Here is an 18,484-nt window from a genome sequence, read left to right on the forward strand (position 1 = left end):
CCAAAATCTTAGAGCTTGATCTCGACGTCGACACCGGCGGCCAGGTCGAGCTTCATCAAAGCATCGACGGTCTGCGGGGTCGGATCGACGATGTCGAGCAGGCGCTTGTGAGTGCGCATCTCGAACTGTTCGCGGCTCTTCTTGTCGACGTGGGGCGAACGGTTGACGGTGAACTTCTCGATGCGGGTGGGCAGCGGAATGGGTCCGCGGACCTGCGCGCCGGTGCGCTTCGCCGTGTTCACGATCTCACGGGTCGACGTATCGAGGATACGATGGTCGAACGCCTTGAGACGGATACGAATGTTTTGGCCGTTCATTGCCGTGGTCTCTCTTCAGTGGGTGGCGAATAGCGAATAGCGAATGTCACCCATTCGCTACTCGCCGTCCCTTTTCTCGTAATTACTCGATGATCGAGGCGACGACGCCGGCGCCGACGGTGCGGCCGCCTTCGCGGATCGCGAAGCGAAGCTTCTCTTCCATCGCGATCGGCACGATCAGGTGCACTTCCATCGCGATGTTGTCGCCCGGCATCACCATCTCGGTGCCTTCCGGCAGATGCACGACACCGGTCACGTCGGTGGTGCGGAAGTAGAACTGCGGACGGTAGTTGGTGAAGAACGGGGTGTGGCGACCGCCCTCTTCCTTGGTGAGGATGTAGGCCTCAGCCTTGAACTTGGTGTGCGGCTTGACCGAACCGGGCTTGGCCAGAACCTGGCCGCGCTCGACGTCCTCACGCTTGGTGCCGCGAAGCAGCGCGCCGATGTTGTCGCCGGCCTGACCCTGATCGAGCAGCTTGCGGAACATTTCAACGCCGGTGACGGTGGTCTTCTGGGTGGCGCGGAGACCGACGATCTCGATTTCCTCGCCGACCTTGACGACGCCGCGCTCGACACGGCCGGTCACCACGGTGCCGCGGCCGGAGATCGAGAACACGTCTTCAACCGGCATCAGGAACGGCTGGTCGATCGGACGCTCCGGCTGCGGGATGTACTCGTCGACGTTGCGCATCAGCTCGAGGATGGCGTCGTGGCCGAGCTTCTTGTCGGAATCTTCGAGAGCGGCGAGCGCCGAACCCTTGATGATCGGGATCTTGTCGCCGGGGAATTCGTACTTCGAGAGCAGCTCGCGGACTTCGAGCTCGACGAGCTCGAGCAGCTCCGGATCGTCGACCATGTCGCACTTGTTGAGGAACACGACCAGCGCGGGGACGCCGACCTGGCGGGCGAGCAGGATGTGCTCGCGGGTCTGCGGCATCGGGCCGTCAGCGGCCGACACGACCAGGATCGCACCGTCCATCTGGGCGGCGCCGGTGATCATGTTCTTCACGTAGTCGGCGTGGCCGGGGCAGTCGACGTGGGCGTAGTGGCGGTTCTGCGTCTCGTACTCGACGTGCGCGGTCGAGATGGTGATGCCGCGGGCCTTCTCTTCCGGCGCCTTGTCGATCTGGTCGTACGCGGTGAACGTCGCACCGCCGGTCTCGGCGAGGATCTTGGTGATCGCCGCGGTCAGCGACGTCTTGCCATGGTCGACGTGACCGATGGTGCCGATGTTGCAGTGCGGCTTGTTACGTTCAAACTTTGCTTTGGCCATTTGACTCTCCGTTCAATCGTCAGCTTGAGACCGACGACAATCAGGCAAACTTCTTCTGGACTTCTGCCGACACGTTGGCCGGCGCTTCTGCGTAGTGGTCGAACTGCATGGTGAAGGTCGCGCGACCCTGGCTCATCGAGCGCAGATTGTTCACGTAACCGAACATGTTCATGAGCGGCACCATCGCGTTGATGACGTTGGCGTTGCCGCGCATGTCCTGACCCTGGATCTGACCGCGCCGGGAATTCAGATCGCCGATGACCGAGCCGGTGTAGTCCTCCGGGGTCACCACTTCGACCTTCATGATCGGCTCGAGCAGGACGGACTTGCCCATCTGCAGCGCTTCGCGGAAGCAGGCGCGCGAGGCGATTTCGAAGGCGAGCGCCGACGAGTCGACGTCGTGATACTTGCCGTCGACGAGCGTCACCTTGACGTCGACCACGGGGAAGCCCGCGACCACGCCGGACGACAGCACGCTCTCGAGGCCCTTCTCGACGCCGGGGATGTATTCCTTCGGCACCGCGCCGCCGACGATCTTCGATTCGAACTCGTAGCCCTTGCCGGCCTCGTTCGGCTCGACGATGAACGACACGGCCGCGAACTGGCCGGTACCGCCGGTCTGCTTCTTGTGGGTGTAGCTGTGCTCCACCCGCTTGGTGACGCGCTCACGGAACGCCACCTGCGGCGCACCGATGTTGGCGTCGACCTTGTAGGTGCGCTTGAGGATGTCGACCTTGATGTCGAGATGGAGTTCGCCCATGCCCTTGAGGATGGTCTGGCCGGACTCGTGATCGGTCGACACGCGGAAAGACGGATCCTCCGCAGCGAGCTTGGCCAGCGCCACGCCCAGCTTCTCCTGGTCGGCCTTGGACTTCGGCTCGATCGCGATCTCGATGACTGGCTCGGGGAATTCCATCTTCTCCAGGATCACCTGCTTGTCGGGATCGCACAGCGTGTCGCCGGTGCGCGCTTCCTTCAGGCCGGCCAGCGCGACGATGTCGCCGGCATAGGCTTCCTTGATGTCCTCGCGGTTGTTCGCATGCATCAACAGCATGCGCCCGATCCGCTCCTTCTTCTCGCGGGTCGAGTTCACGACGCCGGTGCCGCTCTGCAGAACGCCGGAGTAGATGCGGCAGAAGGTGATGGTGCCGACGAACGGGTCGTCCATGATCTTGAACGCGAGCAGCGCCAGGGGCTCCTTGTCGTCCGCCTTGCGCACGACTTCGTTGCCCTTGTCATCGGTGCCCTTGATCGCAGGCACGTCGAGCGGCGACGGCAGATAATCGACGACGGCGTCGAGCAACGGCTGCACGCCCTTGTTCTTGAAGGCCGAGCCGCACAGCACGGGATAGAAGGCGCCGGTCAGCACCGCCTTGCGGATCAGCCTCTTCAGCGTCGCCTCGTCCGGCTCCTTGCCGTCGAGGTAAGCGGCCATGGCGTCGTCGTCGAGCTCGACGGCCGCTTCCACCATCTTCTCGCGATATTCCTTGGCCTGGTCGACAAGGTCTTCCGGAATGTCGACATAGTCGAACTTGGCGCCGAGCGCTTCATCGTTCCAGACGACGCCCTTCATCTTCACGAGGTCGATGAGACCCTTGAAGTTGTTCTCGGCACCGATCGGCAGCTGGATCGCGACAGGCTTGGCGCCGAGACGGTCGACGATGTCGGACAGACACTTGAAGAAGTCCGCACCGATCTTGTCCATCTTGTTGGCGAAGACGATGCGCGGAACCTTGTACTTGTCGCCCTGGCGCCAGACGGTCTCGGTCTGGGGCTCGACGCCCTGGTTCGAGTCGAGAACGCAGACGGCGCCGTCGAGCACACGCAGCGAACGCTCGACCTCGATGGTGAAGTCAACGTGGCCAGGCGTGTCGATGATGTTCAGGCGCTTGCCGTTCCAGAACGCGGTGGTGGCAGCCGAAGTGATCGTGATGCCACGCTCCTGCTCCTGCTCCATCCAGTCCATCGTCGCGGCACCTTCGTGCACTTCGCCGATCTTGTGGCTCTTGCCGGTGTAATAGAGGATGCGCTCGGTCGTCGTGGTCTTGCCGGCGTCGATATGAGCCATGATACCGAAGTTACGGTAGTCCTCGATGGCATGTTGGCGGGGCATGGGCGTTCCTTGCGAGTCCGAGTGTGTCGCCGTTACCAGCGATAGTGCGAGAAGGCGCGGTTGGCTTCCGCCATGCGGTGCACGTCTTCGCGCTTCTTGACGGCGTTCCCCCGGTTATTCGATGCATCCAAGAGCTCCGCCGAGAGCCGCTCGGTCATCGTCTTCTCGTTGCGCTCGCGCGCAGCCGCGATCAGCCAGCGGATGCCCAGAGCTTGCCGGCGGGTCGAACGAACCTCGACCGGAACCTGGTAGGTCGCGCCGCCGACGCGGCGGGAGCGCACTTCGATGGTCGGCATGACGTTCTCGAGCGCCTGCTCGAACACGCCGAGCGGGCTCTGCTTGGTCTTGCTTTCGATGAGACCGAACGCGCCGTAGACGATACCTTCGGCGACCGACTTCTTGCCGGCGTACATCACCGAGTTCATGAACTTCGTGACGATGATGTTCCCGAACTTCGGATCGGGAAGGACTTCACGCTTTTCAGCAGAATGGCGACGAGACATGGACCTGGTTCCCGCTTACTTCGGACGCTTGGCGCCGTACTTCGAACGACGCTGCTTACGGTTCTTGACGCCCTGGGTATCCAGAACGCCGCGGAGGATGTGATAGCGCACGCCCGGCAAGTCCTTGACGCGGCCACCGCGGATCATGACCACCGAGTGCTCCTGGAGGTTATGGCCCTCGCCGGGGATGTAGCCGATCACCTCGAAGCCGTTGGTCAGGCGCACCTTGGCGACCTTACGAAGCGCCGAGTTCGGCTTCTTCGGGGTCGTGGTGTAGACGCGGGTGCAAACACCACGCTTCTGCGGCGACTGCTGCAGCGCCGGCACCTTCTTGCGCGACTTCTGCACTTCACGCGGTTGAGCGATCAGCTGGTTGATCGTCGGCATCCTGGCCTTACCCTTTGTTTCTGCCGCGGCCCCTTCCGGGCCCGCTGTCTTGCCGCGGCCCGTTGCCGGAACCGCAAATTCTTTCGAGCCACCCGCCCGACGAGGCCGCCTCATGCGGAACAATCCACACAAAGCGAAATTGCGCCAACCGCTCCATCAGCGAGCGGAAAGCGCTTCGACGCCACAGAGGACCGCAGTAATGAGGCCATTCGGCGTAAAGCCGCGGCCCGCGCACTGAGGTCATGCATCCGAATTCGATCTCAAGAGAACTTGCTCAAGAGAACTAAAGTCGCACTGGCATTGCCTAGCTATGATCGACAGCGTTTGAGCGGCATTCGTCGAGGTTGGTGCCCGTCTTTCGCGATCCCTCGTGGACTTGGTCCTTTGGGATCAACGGGTGGCCCGTTCCGACTCTGGCGATGCTCACCGCCTGTCGTTAAGTGAGGCGCTTTCTATAGGCGAGAATCGGTCCAGTCAAGGCGAAACGACAGTCACAAAGCGCTTCATGCGCCTGCAGAAATAGCCTCTTCGGCGCCCTCACCGCGCCAGCCCGATCGGGGAACGAAGGGCCTGTGCAGTCAGCTCCGGCAAGATTATACCCGGATTAAATATACTTTTATTCCCAAACTGAGCTCTTTTCACCCGCCTATGAACAAATCCGCTGTCTGCGGGGGGTCCAGCGCGATCGCCTGCCGCAACACCCGGTCAGGCCAGCGATCTCCGGCAGCGCCAATCGACTGGCGAGAGAGCCGATGCGACCAACCCAAGGAGGCCCAAAAATCAGCGGCTCCGCGCCAGCCGAACGATTTACGTCCGGGAATCACCGAGCCGGAGCTGCACTGCGCGGTCCTGCGGGAAGGCATCGATCGGACAGGGCGGGCTTCTTCCGGAACTGAACGCCCGGCCCCGCGGTCACTCCTCGTCCTCTTCGTCATCGCGATCGTCTTCATCGCCTCTGTCGTCGTCGTGAGCCGACGCGCCATACGGCTGATGGATCTGGTCGTTCCACAGCTTGCGATAGGTGCCGTTCTTGGCGAGTAATTCGGCGTGGGAGCCGCGCTCGATCGCCCTGCCCCCTGAAATCACGATGATCTCGTCCATCTCGACCACCGAGGTCAGACGGTGAGTCGACCAGATCATGGTGCGGCCCTTGGCGATCTTGAGCAGCGTGCGGTTGATCGCGGCCTCCGTGGTCTGGTCGAGCGCCGAGGTGGCTTCGTCCAGCAGCAGTACGGACGGGTTACGGATGATTGCGCGCGCGATCGCGATGCGCTGGCGCTGGCCGCCGGACAGCGTGTCTCCACGCTCGCCGACCGGCGTGTCGTATCGCTGCGGCAGGCTCATGATGTAGCGGTGGATCTCGGCCTTCTTGGCCGCCTCCTCCACCTCCTCGTCGGTCGCCCCCTCCTTGCCCAGCCGGATGTTCTCGCGGATCGACATGTTGAACAGCATGTTTTCCTGGAACACCACGGCCATGCTCCGGCGCAGCGAATCCAGCGTCACCTTGCGGACGTCGACGCCATCGATGGTGACGCGGCCTTCGTCGGGCACGTAAAGCCGCAGGATCAGGTTGAGCAGCGTACTCTTGCCGGAGCCGCTCGGACCGACGATCGCGATGCGCTTGCCGGCATTGAGCTTGAGGCTGAGATTGTCCAGCACCGGCGTCTGACTGCCCTCGTACTGAAAGGTGACGTGATCGAACGTAATGTCGTGGGTGATGCGCGGCAGATCGGGCGCGCCGGGGCGATCGGCGCCCCGGGTCGGCTCGTCGAGCAGTTCCTGGATGTGGCGGATCGCGGCGGCCGAGGAGATCGACACCGGAATGAAATGCATCACATGAGCGATGTTGTAGGAAACCTCCCAGAACGCGCTCTCGAAGGTCACGAAGGTGCCGATGGTGATCTGGCCCTTGGTCGCGAGATACGCGCCGATCGCGAGCACCACGAGGTGCAGGAGGAGCACCGAGATGGTGACCGTCCGCTCCACCATGGTCGAGAGGAACGCGGCCGAGGCGATCTTGCTGCGGGTCTCGTCGTTGCGCAAGGTGAAGAAGCCGAACATCTTGCGTTGCAGGCTGAACGCCTTGATCACAGCCTGGGCGGCCACGTTCTCCTGCACCATGCCGAGCAGCGCGCTCTCGTTGAGCTTCTGCTCGTAATTGGCCTGCACCGCCTTGGGCGTCAGGATCCGCGGGCCGATCAGCGTGATCGGGAACACGAGCAACGCGACCACCGCAAGCTGCCAGTTCAAGAACAACATCAGGATAATGCCTGCGATCAGTTCCAGAAATGGCAGCGCGGCGCTGTTTGCAAAGGTCTTGACCGAGCCTTCGAAAGCCGAGAGGTCGACGGAGAAGCGCGACAGGATCTCGCCGCGCTTGGTGCGCCCGAAATAGGCCGCCGGCAGGTCCTGGACGTGCTCGAACAGGCGCTTGCGGACATCGGAGATGATGCAGGCGGCAAGCCGCGCGTCCCAGCGCTCGTACCAGACCGCCACGATCGAGGTGAAGATGCCGGCGACCGCAAGCACGCCGAGGATCTTGTACAGCGCCTGGAAATCCTCCTCCCCGAGCGCCTCGTCGATCAGGAACTTGAGGCTGAGCGGCATGATGACGTTGAACAGCGTCTCCACGAAAACGCCGAACGCCACGAATGACAGCATCCGCTTGTAGTTCGTCAGATAAGGTTTGACGAACCCGACGATTGTCGCGAGCGCGCCGGCCGCTTCGCGCGCGGTAAAGACGACGAGATCCTCGTCCTCATCGTCATCGTCGAGCTCCAGCTCGCCATCTCCCTCGTCTTTGCCGTCCTCGTCCTCCTCGAGGTCCGGCTTGGCAGCGGAGGCGAGCTTGTCGTCGAGCTCGGCCGCCTCTTCCGCGGCGAGCTTCTGTTTGTCGGGCGAGAGAGGCTTGGACGCCATGAAACCAACCGATGCCGACGGCCGGCATGACCGCAGAGAATGCAGGAATAGCGGCAACCGCTATTGCACTGATTCTATGCGATCAAGATGAATTCGGCAAAACAATTGGCGAATCCGATGCGCACCGTGCGGCTAGTCCTCGTCCTCATCTTCGACCTTGTCGAAGAAGGAATAGCGCAAGCTGTCGGCGTCGGCGTACCACTGCCCCGGCCCCTTGTTGGCGGCGAGCGTCGCCTCCCAGAGCGCATCGGTGCAATCCTTGCGGTGCATCGACAGGTCGAAGCCGTTGCCGAAGAACAGCTCGGACCATTCCCACCAGGTGCCGAGCTTCTTGACCCCGCGCAGGAGGTCGTAGCGGTCGATCAGTGCCGGTGCCATGTCCGAGGTGATCGAGCCGAATACGAGGCCGGTTTTGACCACGCGGTTGAGCTCGCGGATCGCACGGGCCACCTGCTTCGGGGAAAGATGGCAGAGGCTGGTCTCGAACACGAAGTCGAAGGCACCGTCCTTGAACGGCATGTCCGTGATCGAGCCGAGCTTGTTGTACTTCTGCAGCGCTTTCGGCGTCTTGGCATGGATGGCGCGGTTGTTCTCGATTCCCCATGCATCTATGCCGCGCTCGCGCAGCGCACCGACCAGTTCGCCGCTGGCGGAGCCCGCGACCAGCAGCTTGGTGCCTTCGGCCTTGTTCCAGACGATGCTGATCAGCTTGGCGAGATAGTCGGGATCGGTGAAGTGGCGCCAAGCCTCGTGATAGGGACCGAGGCCGCGGTAGTTCTCGAAGTAATCGCGATCGATCTTGTCGGAGAGCGGCTTGTCCCCCTGCGCGCGCTGCCGGCGCAGACGCATCATCTCGGTGAGGATGATGTCTGTGGCGGCGTCCGAGGAGTCGAGCAGTCCGTTCAGCGTCGAGTCGAACAGGTAGTCGCCGACCACGACGACGCCCGGATGCTCCTTCGGCTCCGGCCGGTGGTTGGTCATGACGTCGCGCACGGGCAAGCCGCCCGGAATCGCGTTCACCGACGACAGCCAGCGGTGGATCTTGCCTTCCATGAAATGCAAACGCGCATCGCCGAGAGAAGCCGGCAGCGATTTCAGGGCGGCATCGATCAGCTCCTGATCCGACAGATTGGCAAAAGCCAGCGCGTCGGACCCGGGAATGAGCCAGTTCAGAACGCCATGCTTGCCGACGTCGTGGCGTGCGCCCTCGTTGTAGACGCAGCAGCCGCCGAAAGCGTCCGACATGAACCAGGCGCCCGGAATCTTCTCGCCCCAGAACGGCTCGTCAAACAGGATCGAGACGCGCAAATAGTGCGCGGGGCGGTCGAAATAGGCAACGTGCTTGACCATCGACTTGCGCAGCTGCTCGCCCTCCCAACTGAGGGTGGCGAGCCAGGAATGCGGCAGGCAGACCAGCACGAGATCGAAGTCGCGGGTCTCCGGCCCCTTGCCGTTCATCATCTTGAGCTGATAGCGGCCGGTCGGCGCCTTGCCGACGGTGAGCACGCGGTGATTGAGCTGGATGTCAGCATTGACCTCCGATTGCAGGCATTCGATCAGCTGCTCGTTGCCGTTCTGGATGGAATAGAGGCCGATATAGCCGTCGACGTCCATCAGATAGTTCTTGAGCGCGTTGAGACCGTTGGTGTTGTGGCTCTCGGTCGCAATGTCGGAGCGCGCCATCACCTTGAAGAAACGCTTTGCCGTCTCGTCCTCGACCTCCTCGTCGAGCACCTGCTCGGCGGTCTTGTAGGCCCAGGGATTCTCGTTGTCGTGCGCGCCGACGCCCTCGTAATATTCGATCGGCGACATCATCTCGGCGCATCGCTTGCGGAATGCCTCGATCGCGGCCGCGGTCTTGGCGCCGTATTTGCGGCGCATGCCCGGCACGTCATTGAGGAGCTCGCCGCCGAACTGCACCTGCTCGGCGTCCATCGGAATGGTCTGGAGGCCGAAATGCTGGATCAGCTCGCGCAGCGGATCCGGCCCCGTCATCGAGTAGTCGTAGATCTCGGCAACCCCGGCTTCGTACATCGCGGGCGCCGAATCGAATTTGCGCGTGGCGATCTTGCCACCCAGCCGGTCGGAGGCCTCGTAGATGGTGACGCGACAGAGATCGCCGAGCTTACGCTTCAGATACCAGGCGCTCATCAGCCCGCCGGGGCCGCCGCCTACGATTGCGAGATCAAGCATGTGAGTTCCGTGGTCCTCCGGCGCTGCCCCCCATCACGGGACCACCGGTCTAAGCTCTCCTAGCAGAAGCGCTTTTACGGCTGAAGGAAAGATGAACAAAGGCTGATCACGCATCGCAACAAGGAAACAAAGCAGCAAAAAGGCCGGCAAAAAGCCGGCCTTTTCATTGTCCTCGGTATTCCTACGGATGAACGATCATTCCGCAGGCGGCAGCGCAGGAAGCTCGGCTTCCGGCGCGGGCGACACGACGGCCGCCTGCTTCTCGCGCTCGTCCAGGATCAGCTTGTCGCGCTTCATGGCGACTTCGCGGATCTTGGCCATGGAGGCGCCGGTGCCCGCCGGGATCAGCCGGCCGACGATGACGTTCTCCTTGAGGCCTTCGAGCGGATCGATCTTGCCGTTGACCGCCGCTTCGGTGAGGACGCGTGTGGTCTCCTGGAACGATGCCGCCGAGAAGAAGGACCGCGTCTGGAGACTCGCCTTGGTGATGCCGAGCAGAACCGGCGTTCCCGTGGCGGGCTTCTTGCCCTCCTCCTTGGCCTTCACGTTCAGCGCGTCGAACTCGATCTTGTCGACCTGCTCGCCGGAGATCATGTCCGTATCGCCCTGATCGGTGACTTCCACCTTCTGGAGCATCTGACGGACAATCACCTCGATGTGCTTGTCGTTGATGAGCACGCCCTGCAGCCGGTAGACCTCCTGGATCTCGTTGACCAGATAGGCCGCGAGTTCCTCGATGCCCTTCACCGCAAGGATGTCGTGCGGCGCCGGATTGCCCTCCACGATGAAGTCGCCCTTTTCGACGACGTCGCCGTCCTGAAGGTGGATGTGCTTGCCCTTCGGGATCAGGTACTCGCGCGGCTCGTCGGTCTTGTCCATCGGCTCGATCGAGATGCGGCGCTTGTTCTTGTAGTCGCGCCCGAACCGGATGGTGCCCGCGATTTCGGCGATGATCGCCGCATCCTTCGGCCGCCGAGCCTCGAACAGTTCCGCCACCCGCGGCAGACCGCCGGTGATGTCACGCGTCTTGGCGCTTTCGGTCGAGACACGGGCGAGGATATCGCCTGGCTGTACCTTGGCTCCGATGTCGACCGAGAGAATGGCGTCGACCGACAGCATGTAGCGGGCATCGCCACCACGGGCGAGCTTGAGCACCTTGCCGTCCTTGCCCTTCACCACGATGGCCGGACGCAGGTCCGAGCCGCCGCGCGTCGAGCGCCAGTCGATGACCACGCGCTTGGCGATACCGGTGGCTTCGTCGAGCGTTTCCGAGATCGACTGCCCCTCGACCAGATCCTCGAAGCCGATGGTTCCTTCGACTTCGGTGAGCAGCGGACGGGTGTAGGGATCCCACTCGACGATGCGCTGGCCACGCTTGACCATGTCGCCCTCGTCGACGTGCAGGCGCGAACCGTACTGGATACGGTGCGTCGCACGCTCGGTGCCGTCGGCATCGACGATCGCGACAACCATGTTGCGCACCATCGCGATCAGGTGACCTTCGCTGTTGCGGGCGATGGCCTTGTTCCTGATCACGATCTTGCCGTCGAAGTTGGCTTCGACGAAAGACTGCTCGTTGAGCTGCGCCGCACCACCGATGTGGAAGGTGCGCATGGTGAGCTGGGTGCCCGGCTCGCCGATCGACTGCGCCGCGATGACGCCGACCGCTTCGCCGTGGTTGACCGGCGTGCCGCGGGCGAGGTCGCGCCCGTAGCACTTGCCGCAGATGCCGTTGACGAGCTCGCAGGTCAGTGCCGAGCGGATCTTCACCTCCTGCACGCCACCCTGCTGAATGGCCTCCAGATGGCTCTCTTCCATCAGCGTATCGCGCTTGATGATCACCTTGCCCGAGCTGTCACGCACGTCTTCGCAGGCCGTGCGTCCGAGGATGCGCGAGCCGAGCGAAGCAACCACGGTGCCGGCATCGACGATGGCGCGCATCTTGATGCCGAGCTTGGTGCCGCAGTCGCTCTGCGTGATGATGCAGTCCTGCGCCACGTCGACCAGACGACGCGTCAGGTAGCCGGAGTTCGCGGTCTTCAACGCGGTGTCCGCGAGGCCCTTGCGGGCGCCGTGGGTCGAGTTGAAGTACTCGAGCACCGAGAGGCCTTCCTTGAAGTTCGAGATGATCGGCGTCTCGATGATCTCGCCCGACGGCTTGGCCATCAGGCCGCGCATGCCGGCGAGCTGGCGCATCTGGGCCGGCGAACCGCGGGCACCGGAGTGAGCCATCATGTAGATCGAGTTGATGTCGGCTTCGGCTCCGCTCGCCGTCTTCTTGGTGGCGGAGATCTCCTTCATCATCGCCTTGGCGATTTCTTCCGTGGCCTTCGACCAGGCGTCGACGACCTTGTTGTACTTCTCGCCATGCGTGATCAGACCGTCGTTGTACTGCTGCTCGAAATCCTTCGCCAGCGTACGGGTGGTATCGACGATCTTCCACTTGCCGTGCGGCACGACCATGTCGTCCTTGCCGAACGAGATACCGGCCTTGAACGCGTTGTAGAAGCCGAGCGCCATGATGCGGTCGCAGAAGATCACCGTCTCCTTCTGTCCGCAGTGACGGTAGACTTGGTCGATGACGCCGGAGATCTCGCGCTTGGTCATCAGCTTGTTGATGATCTCGTACGAGATCCGCGGGTTCTTCGGCAGCAGGTTGCCGAGCATGACGCGTCCGGCAGTGGTCTCGATCCAGCGCCTGGAGACCTTGCCGGTCTCGTCCATGCCTTCCCACCGGTACTTGATCTTGGTGTGGAGGTGGATGACCTTCGCATGCAGCGCGTGCTCGAGCTCGGCCATGTCGCCGAACACCTTGCCCTCGCCGGGCAGGCCTTCGCGCATGATCGAGACGTAGTACAGGCCGAGTACGATGTCCTGCGACGGCACGATGATCGGCTGGCCGTTCGCCGGATGCAGGATGTTATTGGTCGACATCATCAGGACGCGCGCTTCCAGCTGCGCTTCGAGCGACAGCGGAACGTGCACGGCCATCTGATCGCCGTCGAAGTCGGCGTTGAACGCGGAGCAGACCAGCGGATGAAGCTGGATCGCCTTGCCCTCGATCAGCACGGGTTCGAACGCCTGGATGCCGAGGCGATGCAGCGTCGGCGCGCGGTTGAGCAGCACCGGATGCTCGCGGATGACCTCGTCCAGGATGTCCCAGACCTCGGGCCGCTCCTTCTCGACCAGCTTCTTGGCCTGCTTCACGGTGGTGGATAGGCCCTTGGCGTCAAGCCGCGAATAGATGAACGGCTTGAACAGCTCGAGCGCCATCTTCTTCGGCAGGCCGCACTGATGCAGGCGCAGCTCGGGACCGACCACGATCACCGAACGGCCCGAATAGTCGACGCGCTTGCCGAGGAGGTTCTGGCGGAAGCGGCCCTGCTTGCCCTTGAGCATGTCGGCGAGCGACTTCAGCGGGCGCTTGTTGGCGCCCGTGATGACGCGGCCGCGGCGGCCGTTGTCGAACAGCGCGTCGACGGCCTCCTGAAGCATGCGCTTCTCGTTGCGGATGATGATGTCGGGCGCGCGCAGCTCCATCAGCCGCTTCAATCGATTGTTGCGGTTGATGACGCGGCGGTAGAGGTCGTTGAGGTCCGAGGTCGCGAAGCGGCCGCCGTCCAGCGGCACCAGCGGACGCAGGTCCGGCGGGATCACCGGCACCACGGTCATGATCATCCATTCCGGCTTGTTGCCGGAGTGGCGGAACGCTTCCACGATCTTCAGGCGCTTGGCGAGCTTCTTGTGCTTGATGTCGGAGTCGGTCTCCTGCATCTCGACACGCAGCGTGGCCTCGAGCTTCTCGAGGTCCATGCCCTTGAGCAGCTCGCGGATCGCTTCGGCGCCGATCATGGCGGTGAAGGAATCCTGGCCGTACTCGTCCTGCGCCTTCAGATACTCGTCTTCCGACAGCAGCTGACGGTCCTTCAGCGCGGTGAGGCCCGGCTCCAGCACGACGTAATATTCGAAGTAGAGGATCCGCTCGAGATCCTTCAGCGTCATGTCGAGCAGGAGGCCGATGCGCGAGGGCAGCGACTTCAGGAACCAGATGTGGGCGACGGGAGCTGCGAGCTCGATATGGCCCATGCGCTCGCGCCGGACGCGCGACAGCGTGACCTCGACCGAGCACTTCTCGCAGATGATGCCCTTGTACTTCATGCGCTTGTACTTGCCGCACAGGCACTCGTAGTCCTTGATCGGCCCGAAGATGCGGGCGCAGAACAGGCCGTCGCGCTCGGGCTTGAAGGTCCGGTAGTTGATGGTCTCCGGCTTCTTGATCTCGCCGTAGGACCAGGACAGAATCTTCTCTGGGGACGCGATCGAGATCCGGATCTGGTCGAAGACCTGAGCCGGCGTCGTCGGATTGAAGAGATTCATAATTTCTTGGTTCATCGTCTTCTCCTCGCGTGCCGGTCGCCTCCGGCCGCAAATTCGAAAATCACTCAAGCGGGGCGCCCTGCCCTCAAGGCCTCAGGCGGGGCGCCGATACCCGGCCGTGACGGCCGGGCATGAAAGGTCGAATTACTCGGCCGCTTCCGACGTCGGCGCCGGTCCCATCTTGGAGTTGTGCAGGTCGACGTTGAGGCCGAGCGAGCGCATTTCCTTGACCAGCACGTTGAACGATTCCGGAATACCGGCCTCGAACGTGTCGTCGCCGCGCACGATCGCCTCGTACACCTTGGTACGGCCGGCGACGTCGTCCGACTTCACCGTCAGCATCTCCTGGAGCGTGTACGCCGCGCCGTAAGCCTCGAGCGCCCACACCTCCATTTCGCCAAAGCGCTGGCCGCCGAACTGCGCCTTGCCGCCCAGCGGCTGCTGGGTGACGAGCGAGTACGGACCGATCGAACGCGCATGGATCTTGTCGTCGACCAGATGGTGCAGCTTGAGCATGTAGATGTAGCCCACCGTCACCTTGCGATCGAACGGATCGCCGGTGCGGCCGTCATAGACGGTCGACTGACCCGAAGCGTCGAGACCGGCAAGCTTCAGCATCTCCTCGATGTCGGCTTCCTTGGCCCCGTCGAACACCGGCGTCGCGATCGGCACGCCGCGGCTGAGGTTATGGCCGAGTTCGAGCAGCTCGTTGTCGTTGAGCGACTTGATCGTCTCGTCCTCGCCGTAGACCTTCTTCAAGGTTTCCTTCAGCGGCTTGATGTCCTGCTTCGACAGGTACGCATCGACCGTCTGGCCGATACGCTTGCCGAGACCGGCGCAGGCCCAGCCGAGATGGGTCTCGAGGATCTGTCCGACGTTCATGCGCGAGGGCACACCTAGCGGATTGAGCACGATGTCGGCATGCGTACCGTCTTCGAGGAACGGCATGTCCTCGATCGGCACGATCTTCGACACCACGCCCTTGTTGCCGTGACGGCCGGCCATCTTGTCGCCGGGCTGGATCTTGCGCTTCACCGCGACGAAGACCTTGACCATCTTCATCACGCCGGGCGGCAATTCGTCACCACGCTGAAGCTTCTCGACCTTGTCGAGGAAGCGCTGTTCAAGCCCCTTCTTCGACTCGTCGTACTGCTTCCGCATGGCCTCGATCTCGGCCATCAGCTTGTCGTTGGGCGAAGCGAACAGCCACCACTGCGACTTCGGGTACTCCTCGAGCACCGCACGGGTGATCTTGGTGTCCTTCTTGAAGCCCTTCGGACCCGCAATGCCCTGCCGCCCCTCGAGGAGCTCGGCGAGACGGTTGTAGACATTGCGGTCCAGGATCGCCTGCTCGTCGTCACGGTCCTTGGCGAGGCGCTCGATCTCTTCCCGCTCGATCGCCAGCGCACGCTCGTCCTTGTCGACGCCGTGACGGTTGAACACGCGCACTTCCACGATCGTGCCCTGCACGCCCGGAGGAACGCGCAGCGAGGTGTCGCGGACGTCGGAGGCCTTCTCGCCGAAGATGGCGCGCAGGAGCTTCTCTTCCGGCGTCATCGGGCTTTCACCCTTCGGCGTGATCTTGCCGACCAGGATGTCGCCGGCGCGCACTTCCGCGCCGATGTAGACGATACCGGCTTCGTCGAGATTCTTCAGCGCTTCTTCCGAAACGTTCGGAATGTCGCGGGTGATTTCCTCAGGTCCGAGCTTGGTGTCGCGGGCCATCACCTCGAACTCCTCGATATGGATCGAGGTGAAGACGTCCTCCTTCACGATCCGCTCGGAGAGCAGGATCGAGTCTTCGAAGTTGTAGCCGTTCCACGGCATGAACGCGACCAGCACGTTGCGGCCGAGCGCGAGCTCGCCGAGATCGGTCGACGGACCGTCGGCGATGATGTCGCCCTTCTTGACGATGTCGCCGACCTTCACCAGCGGACGCTGGTTGATGCAGGTCGACTGGTTGGAGCGCTGGTACTTCATGAGACGATAGATATCGACGCCCGACTTGGTGGGATCGAGATCTTCCGTGGCACGGATGACGACGCGGGTGGCGTCGATCTGGTCGATCACGCCCGAGCGGCGCGCCGCAATCGCGGCACCCGAGTCACGGGCAACGACGCCCTCCATGCCGGTGCCGACGAACGGCGCCTCGGCGCGAACCAGCGGCACCGCCTGGCGCTGCATGTTCGAGCCCATCAGCGCGCGGTTGGCGTCGTCGTTCTCGAGGAACGGGATCAGTGCCGCGGCGACCGAAACGAGCTGCTTCGGCGACACGTCCATGTAGTCGACCTTGTCGGGCGTCATCGGCACGACGTCGCGGGTCCCGCTCGAGCGGCAGACCACGAGGTCTTCGGTGAAGCGGCCCTTGGCGTCGATGGGCACGTTGGCCTGAGCCACCGAATAGCGCCCCTCTTCCATCGCCGACAGGTACACGACCTCGTCGGTGACACGACCATCTTTGACCTTGCGATACGGCGTCTCGACGAAGCCGTACTTGTTCACGCGCGCGAAGGTCGCGAGCGAGTTGATCAGGCCGATGTTCGGACCTTCCGGCGTCTCGATCGGGCAGATGCGACCGTAATGCGTCGGATGCACGTCGCGCACCTCGAAGCCGGCGCGCTCGCGGGTCAGACCGCCCGGTCCGAGCGCCGAGAGGCGCCGCTTGTGGGTGATCTCCGACAGCGGGTTGGTCTGGTCCATGAACTGCGACAGCTGCGAGGAACCGAAGAACTCGCGCACGGCGGCGGCCGCGGGCTTGGCGTTGATCAGATCCTGCGGCATCACCGTGTCGATATCGACCGAGGACATGCGCTCCTTGATCGCGCGCTCCATGCGCAGCAGGCCGATGCGGTACTGGTTCTCCATGAGCTCGCCGACCGAACGCACACGGCGGTTGCCGAGATGGTCGATGTCGTCGATCTCGCCCTTGCCGTCGCGCAGATCCACCAGCGTCTTGATGACGGAGAGGATGTCTTCCTTGCGCAGCGTGCGCTGGGTGTCGGGCGCATCGAGGTCGAGGCGCATGTTCATCTTGACGCGACCGACCGCGGAGAGGTCGTAGCGTTCGGCGTCGAAGAACAGCGACTGGAACATGGCCTGCGCCGATTCCAGCGTCGGCGGCTCGCCCGGACGCATCACGCGGTAGATGTCGAACAGCGCATCCTCACGCGTCATGTTCTTGTCGGCCGACAGCGTGTTGCGGATGTAAGGGCCGACATTGACGTGGTCGATGTCGAGCAGCGGCAGCTCCTTGTAACCCTGCTCGTTGAGCGCCTTCATCAGCTTGTCGGTGATTTCCTCACCGGCCTCGGCGTGGATCTCGCCGGTCTTCGGGTTGACGAGATCCTCGGCGACGTAATTGCCGACCAGTTCCTCGTCAGCCATGCGCAGCGCCTTCAGCCCCTTCTCCTGGAGCTGGCGGGCGGCGCGGACGGTTAGCTTCTTGCCGGCCTCGAGCACGACCTTGCCGGTGTCGGCGTCGATCAAATCGTTGACCGTCGAGTAGCCGCGGAAACGGTTGGCGTCGAACGGAACGCGCCAGCCTTCCTTGGTCCGCTTGTAGAGAATCTTCTTGTAGAACGTGGACAGGATCGCCTCGCCGTCGAGGCCGAGGGCGAACATCAGCGACGTCACCGGAATCTTGCGGCGACGGTCGATACGCGCATAGACGATGTCCTTGGCGTCGAACTCGATGTCGAGCCAGGAGCCGCGATACGGAATGACGCGGGCGGCGAACAGCAGCTTGCCCGAGGAATGGGTCTTGCCCTTGTCGTGGTCGAAGAACACGCCGGGCGACCGGTGCATCTGCGAGACGATGACGCGCTCGGTACCGTTGACGATGAAGGTGCCGTTCATCGTCATGAGCGGGATGTCGCCCATGTAGACGTCCTGCTCCTTGATGTCCTTCACCGACTTGGCGCCGGTTTCCTCGTCGATATCGAACACGATGAGGCGAAGCGTCACCTTGAGGGGCGCAGCAAAGGTCATGCCGCGCTGGCGGCACTCGTCGACGTCGTATTTGGGCTGCTCGAACTCGTAGCGGACGAATTCCAGCATCGAGGTGCCCGAAAAATCGGAGATCGGAAACACCGAGCGGAACACCGCCTGCAGACCTTCGTCGAGACGGCCACCCTGGGGTTCGTCGACCATCAGGAATTGGTCATAGGACGCCTTCTGAACCTCGATCAGGTTCGGCATCTCGGCGACTTCCTTGATGTGTCCAAAGAACTTGCGAACGCGTTTGCGACCGGTGAATGTCTGCTGCGCCATCGTGGCCTCTCATTTTCGTCGCCCGCTCTGGGCGCGCCGTCCGGAACGCGGCTGCCACCGCTCTCCGGGTTGAATTTTCGAACCCGTCTTGGGGGCCGGAGGCGCAGTTTCAGGTGCGAATGTCCTGAATCCG

General features: G+C 62.9%; 9 protein-coding genes. All 9 read right to left on the reverse strand.

Features of this window, described 5'->3' with window-relative positions; all coding sequences use genetic code 11:
• Nucleotides 1-8: 8 nt before the first annotated feature.
• The 9 genes from rpsJ to rpoB all read right to left on the reverse strand — a co-directional run bounded on the left by rpsJ (nucleotide 9) and on the right by rpoB (nucleotide 18,351).
• The gene (gene rpsJ, locus ACSHT2_RS07640) at nucleotides 9-317 is read right to left on the reverse strand and encodes a 30S ribosomal protein S10 (RefSeq protein WP_002712302.1); all 309 of its coding nucleotides are present in this window, start codon (nucleotides 315-317) and stop codon (nucleotides 9-11) included.
• Nucleotides 318-399: 82 nt separating this feature from the next.
• Nucleotides 400-1,590 (reverse strand): elongation factor Tu, encoded by a 1,191-nt coding sequence (gene tuf, locus ACSHT2_RS07645; protein WP_028177965.1) that lies wholly within the window; start codon nucleotides 1,588-1,590, stop codon nucleotides 400-402.
• Nucleotides 1,591-1,630: 40 nt separating this feature from the next.
• On the reverse strand, nucleotides 1,631-3,703 hold the full coding sequence (gene fusA, locus ACSHT2_RS07650; protein WP_319327107.1) for an elongation factor G: 2,073 nt from the start codon (nucleotides 3,701-3,703) through the stop codon (nucleotides 1,631-1,633).
• A gap of 32 nt (nucleotides 3,704-3,735) precedes the next feature.
• Nucleotides 3,736-4,206, reverse strand: a complete 471-nt coding sequence (gene rpsG, locus ACSHT2_RS07655) for a 30S ribosomal protein S7 (RefSeq protein WP_194393362.1) — start codon at nucleotides 4,204-4,206, stop codon at nucleotides 3,736-3,738.
• Nucleotides 4,207-4,221: 15 nt separating this feature from the next.
• Nucleotides 4,222-4,593, reverse strand: a complete 372-nt coding sequence (gene rpsL, locus ACSHT2_RS07660) for a 30S ribosomal protein S12 (protein ID WP_007603006.1) — start codon at nucleotides 4,591-4,593, stop codon at nucleotides 4,222-4,224.
• Nucleotides 4,594-5,505: 912 nt separating this feature from the next.
• Nucleotides 5,506-7,512: an ABC transporter ATP-binding protein gene (locus ACSHT2_RS07665; RefSeq protein WP_440641040.1), complete on the reverse strand. Its 2,007-nt coding sequence runs from the start codon at nucleotides 7,510-7,512 to the stop codon at nucleotides 5,506-5,508.
• Nucleotides 7,513-7,644: 132 nt separating this feature from the next.
• The gene (locus ACSHT2_RS07670) at nucleotides 7,645-9,705 is read right to left on the reverse strand and encodes an FAD-dependent oxidoreductase (RefSeq protein WP_440641041.1); all 2,061 of its coding nucleotides are present in this window, start codon (nucleotides 9,703-9,705) and stop codon (nucleotides 7,645-7,647) included.
• Nucleotides 9,706-9,900: 195 nt separating this feature from the next.
• Nucleotides 9,901-14,097, reverse strand: coding sequence for a DNA-directed RNA polymerase subunit beta' (gene rpoC, locus ACSHT2_RS07675; protein ID WP_440641042.1), 4,197 nt, complete (start codon nucleotides 14,095-14,097; stop codon nucleotides 9,901-9,903).
• Between the two features lie 129 nt (nucleotides 14,098-14,226).
• Nucleotides 14,227-18,351: a DNA-directed RNA polymerase subunit beta gene (gene rpoB, locus ACSHT2_RS07680; RefSeq protein WP_440641043.1), complete on the reverse strand. Its 4,125-nt coding sequence runs from the start codon at nucleotides 18,349-18,351 to the stop codon at nucleotides 14,227-14,229.
• Nucleotides 18,352-18,484 lie beyond the last annotated feature (133 nt).

It is taken from the genome of Bradyrhizobium sp. PUT101, assembly GCF_052043945.1.
Taxonomy (GTDB): Bacteria; Pseudomonadota; Alphaproteobacteria; order Rhizobiales; family Xanthobacteraceae; genus Bradyrhizobium.

Coding starts and splice junctions, on each gene's coding strand:
- rpsJ (WP_002712302.1), bottom strand. CDS start 317: ATGAACGGCCAAAACATTCGTATCCGTCTCAAGGCGTTCGACCATCGT.
- tuf (WP_028177965.1), bottom strand. CDS start 1,590: ATGGCCAAAGCAAAGTTTGAACGTAACAAGCCGCACTGCAACATCGGC.
- fusA (WP_319327107.1), bottom strand. CDS start 3,703: ATGCCCCGCCAACATGCCATCGAGGACTACCGTAACTTCGGTATCATG.
- rpsG (WP_194393362.1), bottom strand. CDS start 4,206: ATGTCTCGTCGCCATTCTGCTGAAAAGCGTGAAGTCCTTCCCGATCCG.
- rpsL (WP_007603006.1), bottom strand. CDS start 4,593: ATGCCGACGATCAACCAGCTGATCGCTCAACCGCGTGAAGTGCAGAAG.
- ACSHT2_RS07665 (WP_440641040.1), bottom strand. CDS start 7,512: ATGGCGTCCAAGCCTCTCTCGCCCGACAAACAGAAGCTCGCCGCGGAA.
- ACSHT2_RS07670 (WP_440641041.1), bottom strand. CDS start 9,705: ATGCTTGATCTCGCAATCGTAGGCGGCGGCCCCGGCGGGCTGATGAGC.
- rpoC (WP_440641042.1), bottom strand. CDS start 14,097: ATGAACCAAGAAATTATGAATCTCTTCAATCCGACGACGCCGGCTCAG.
- rpoB (WP_440641043.1), bottom strand. CDS start 18,351: ATGGCGCAGCAGACATTCACCGGTCGCAAACGCGTTCGCAAGTTCTTT.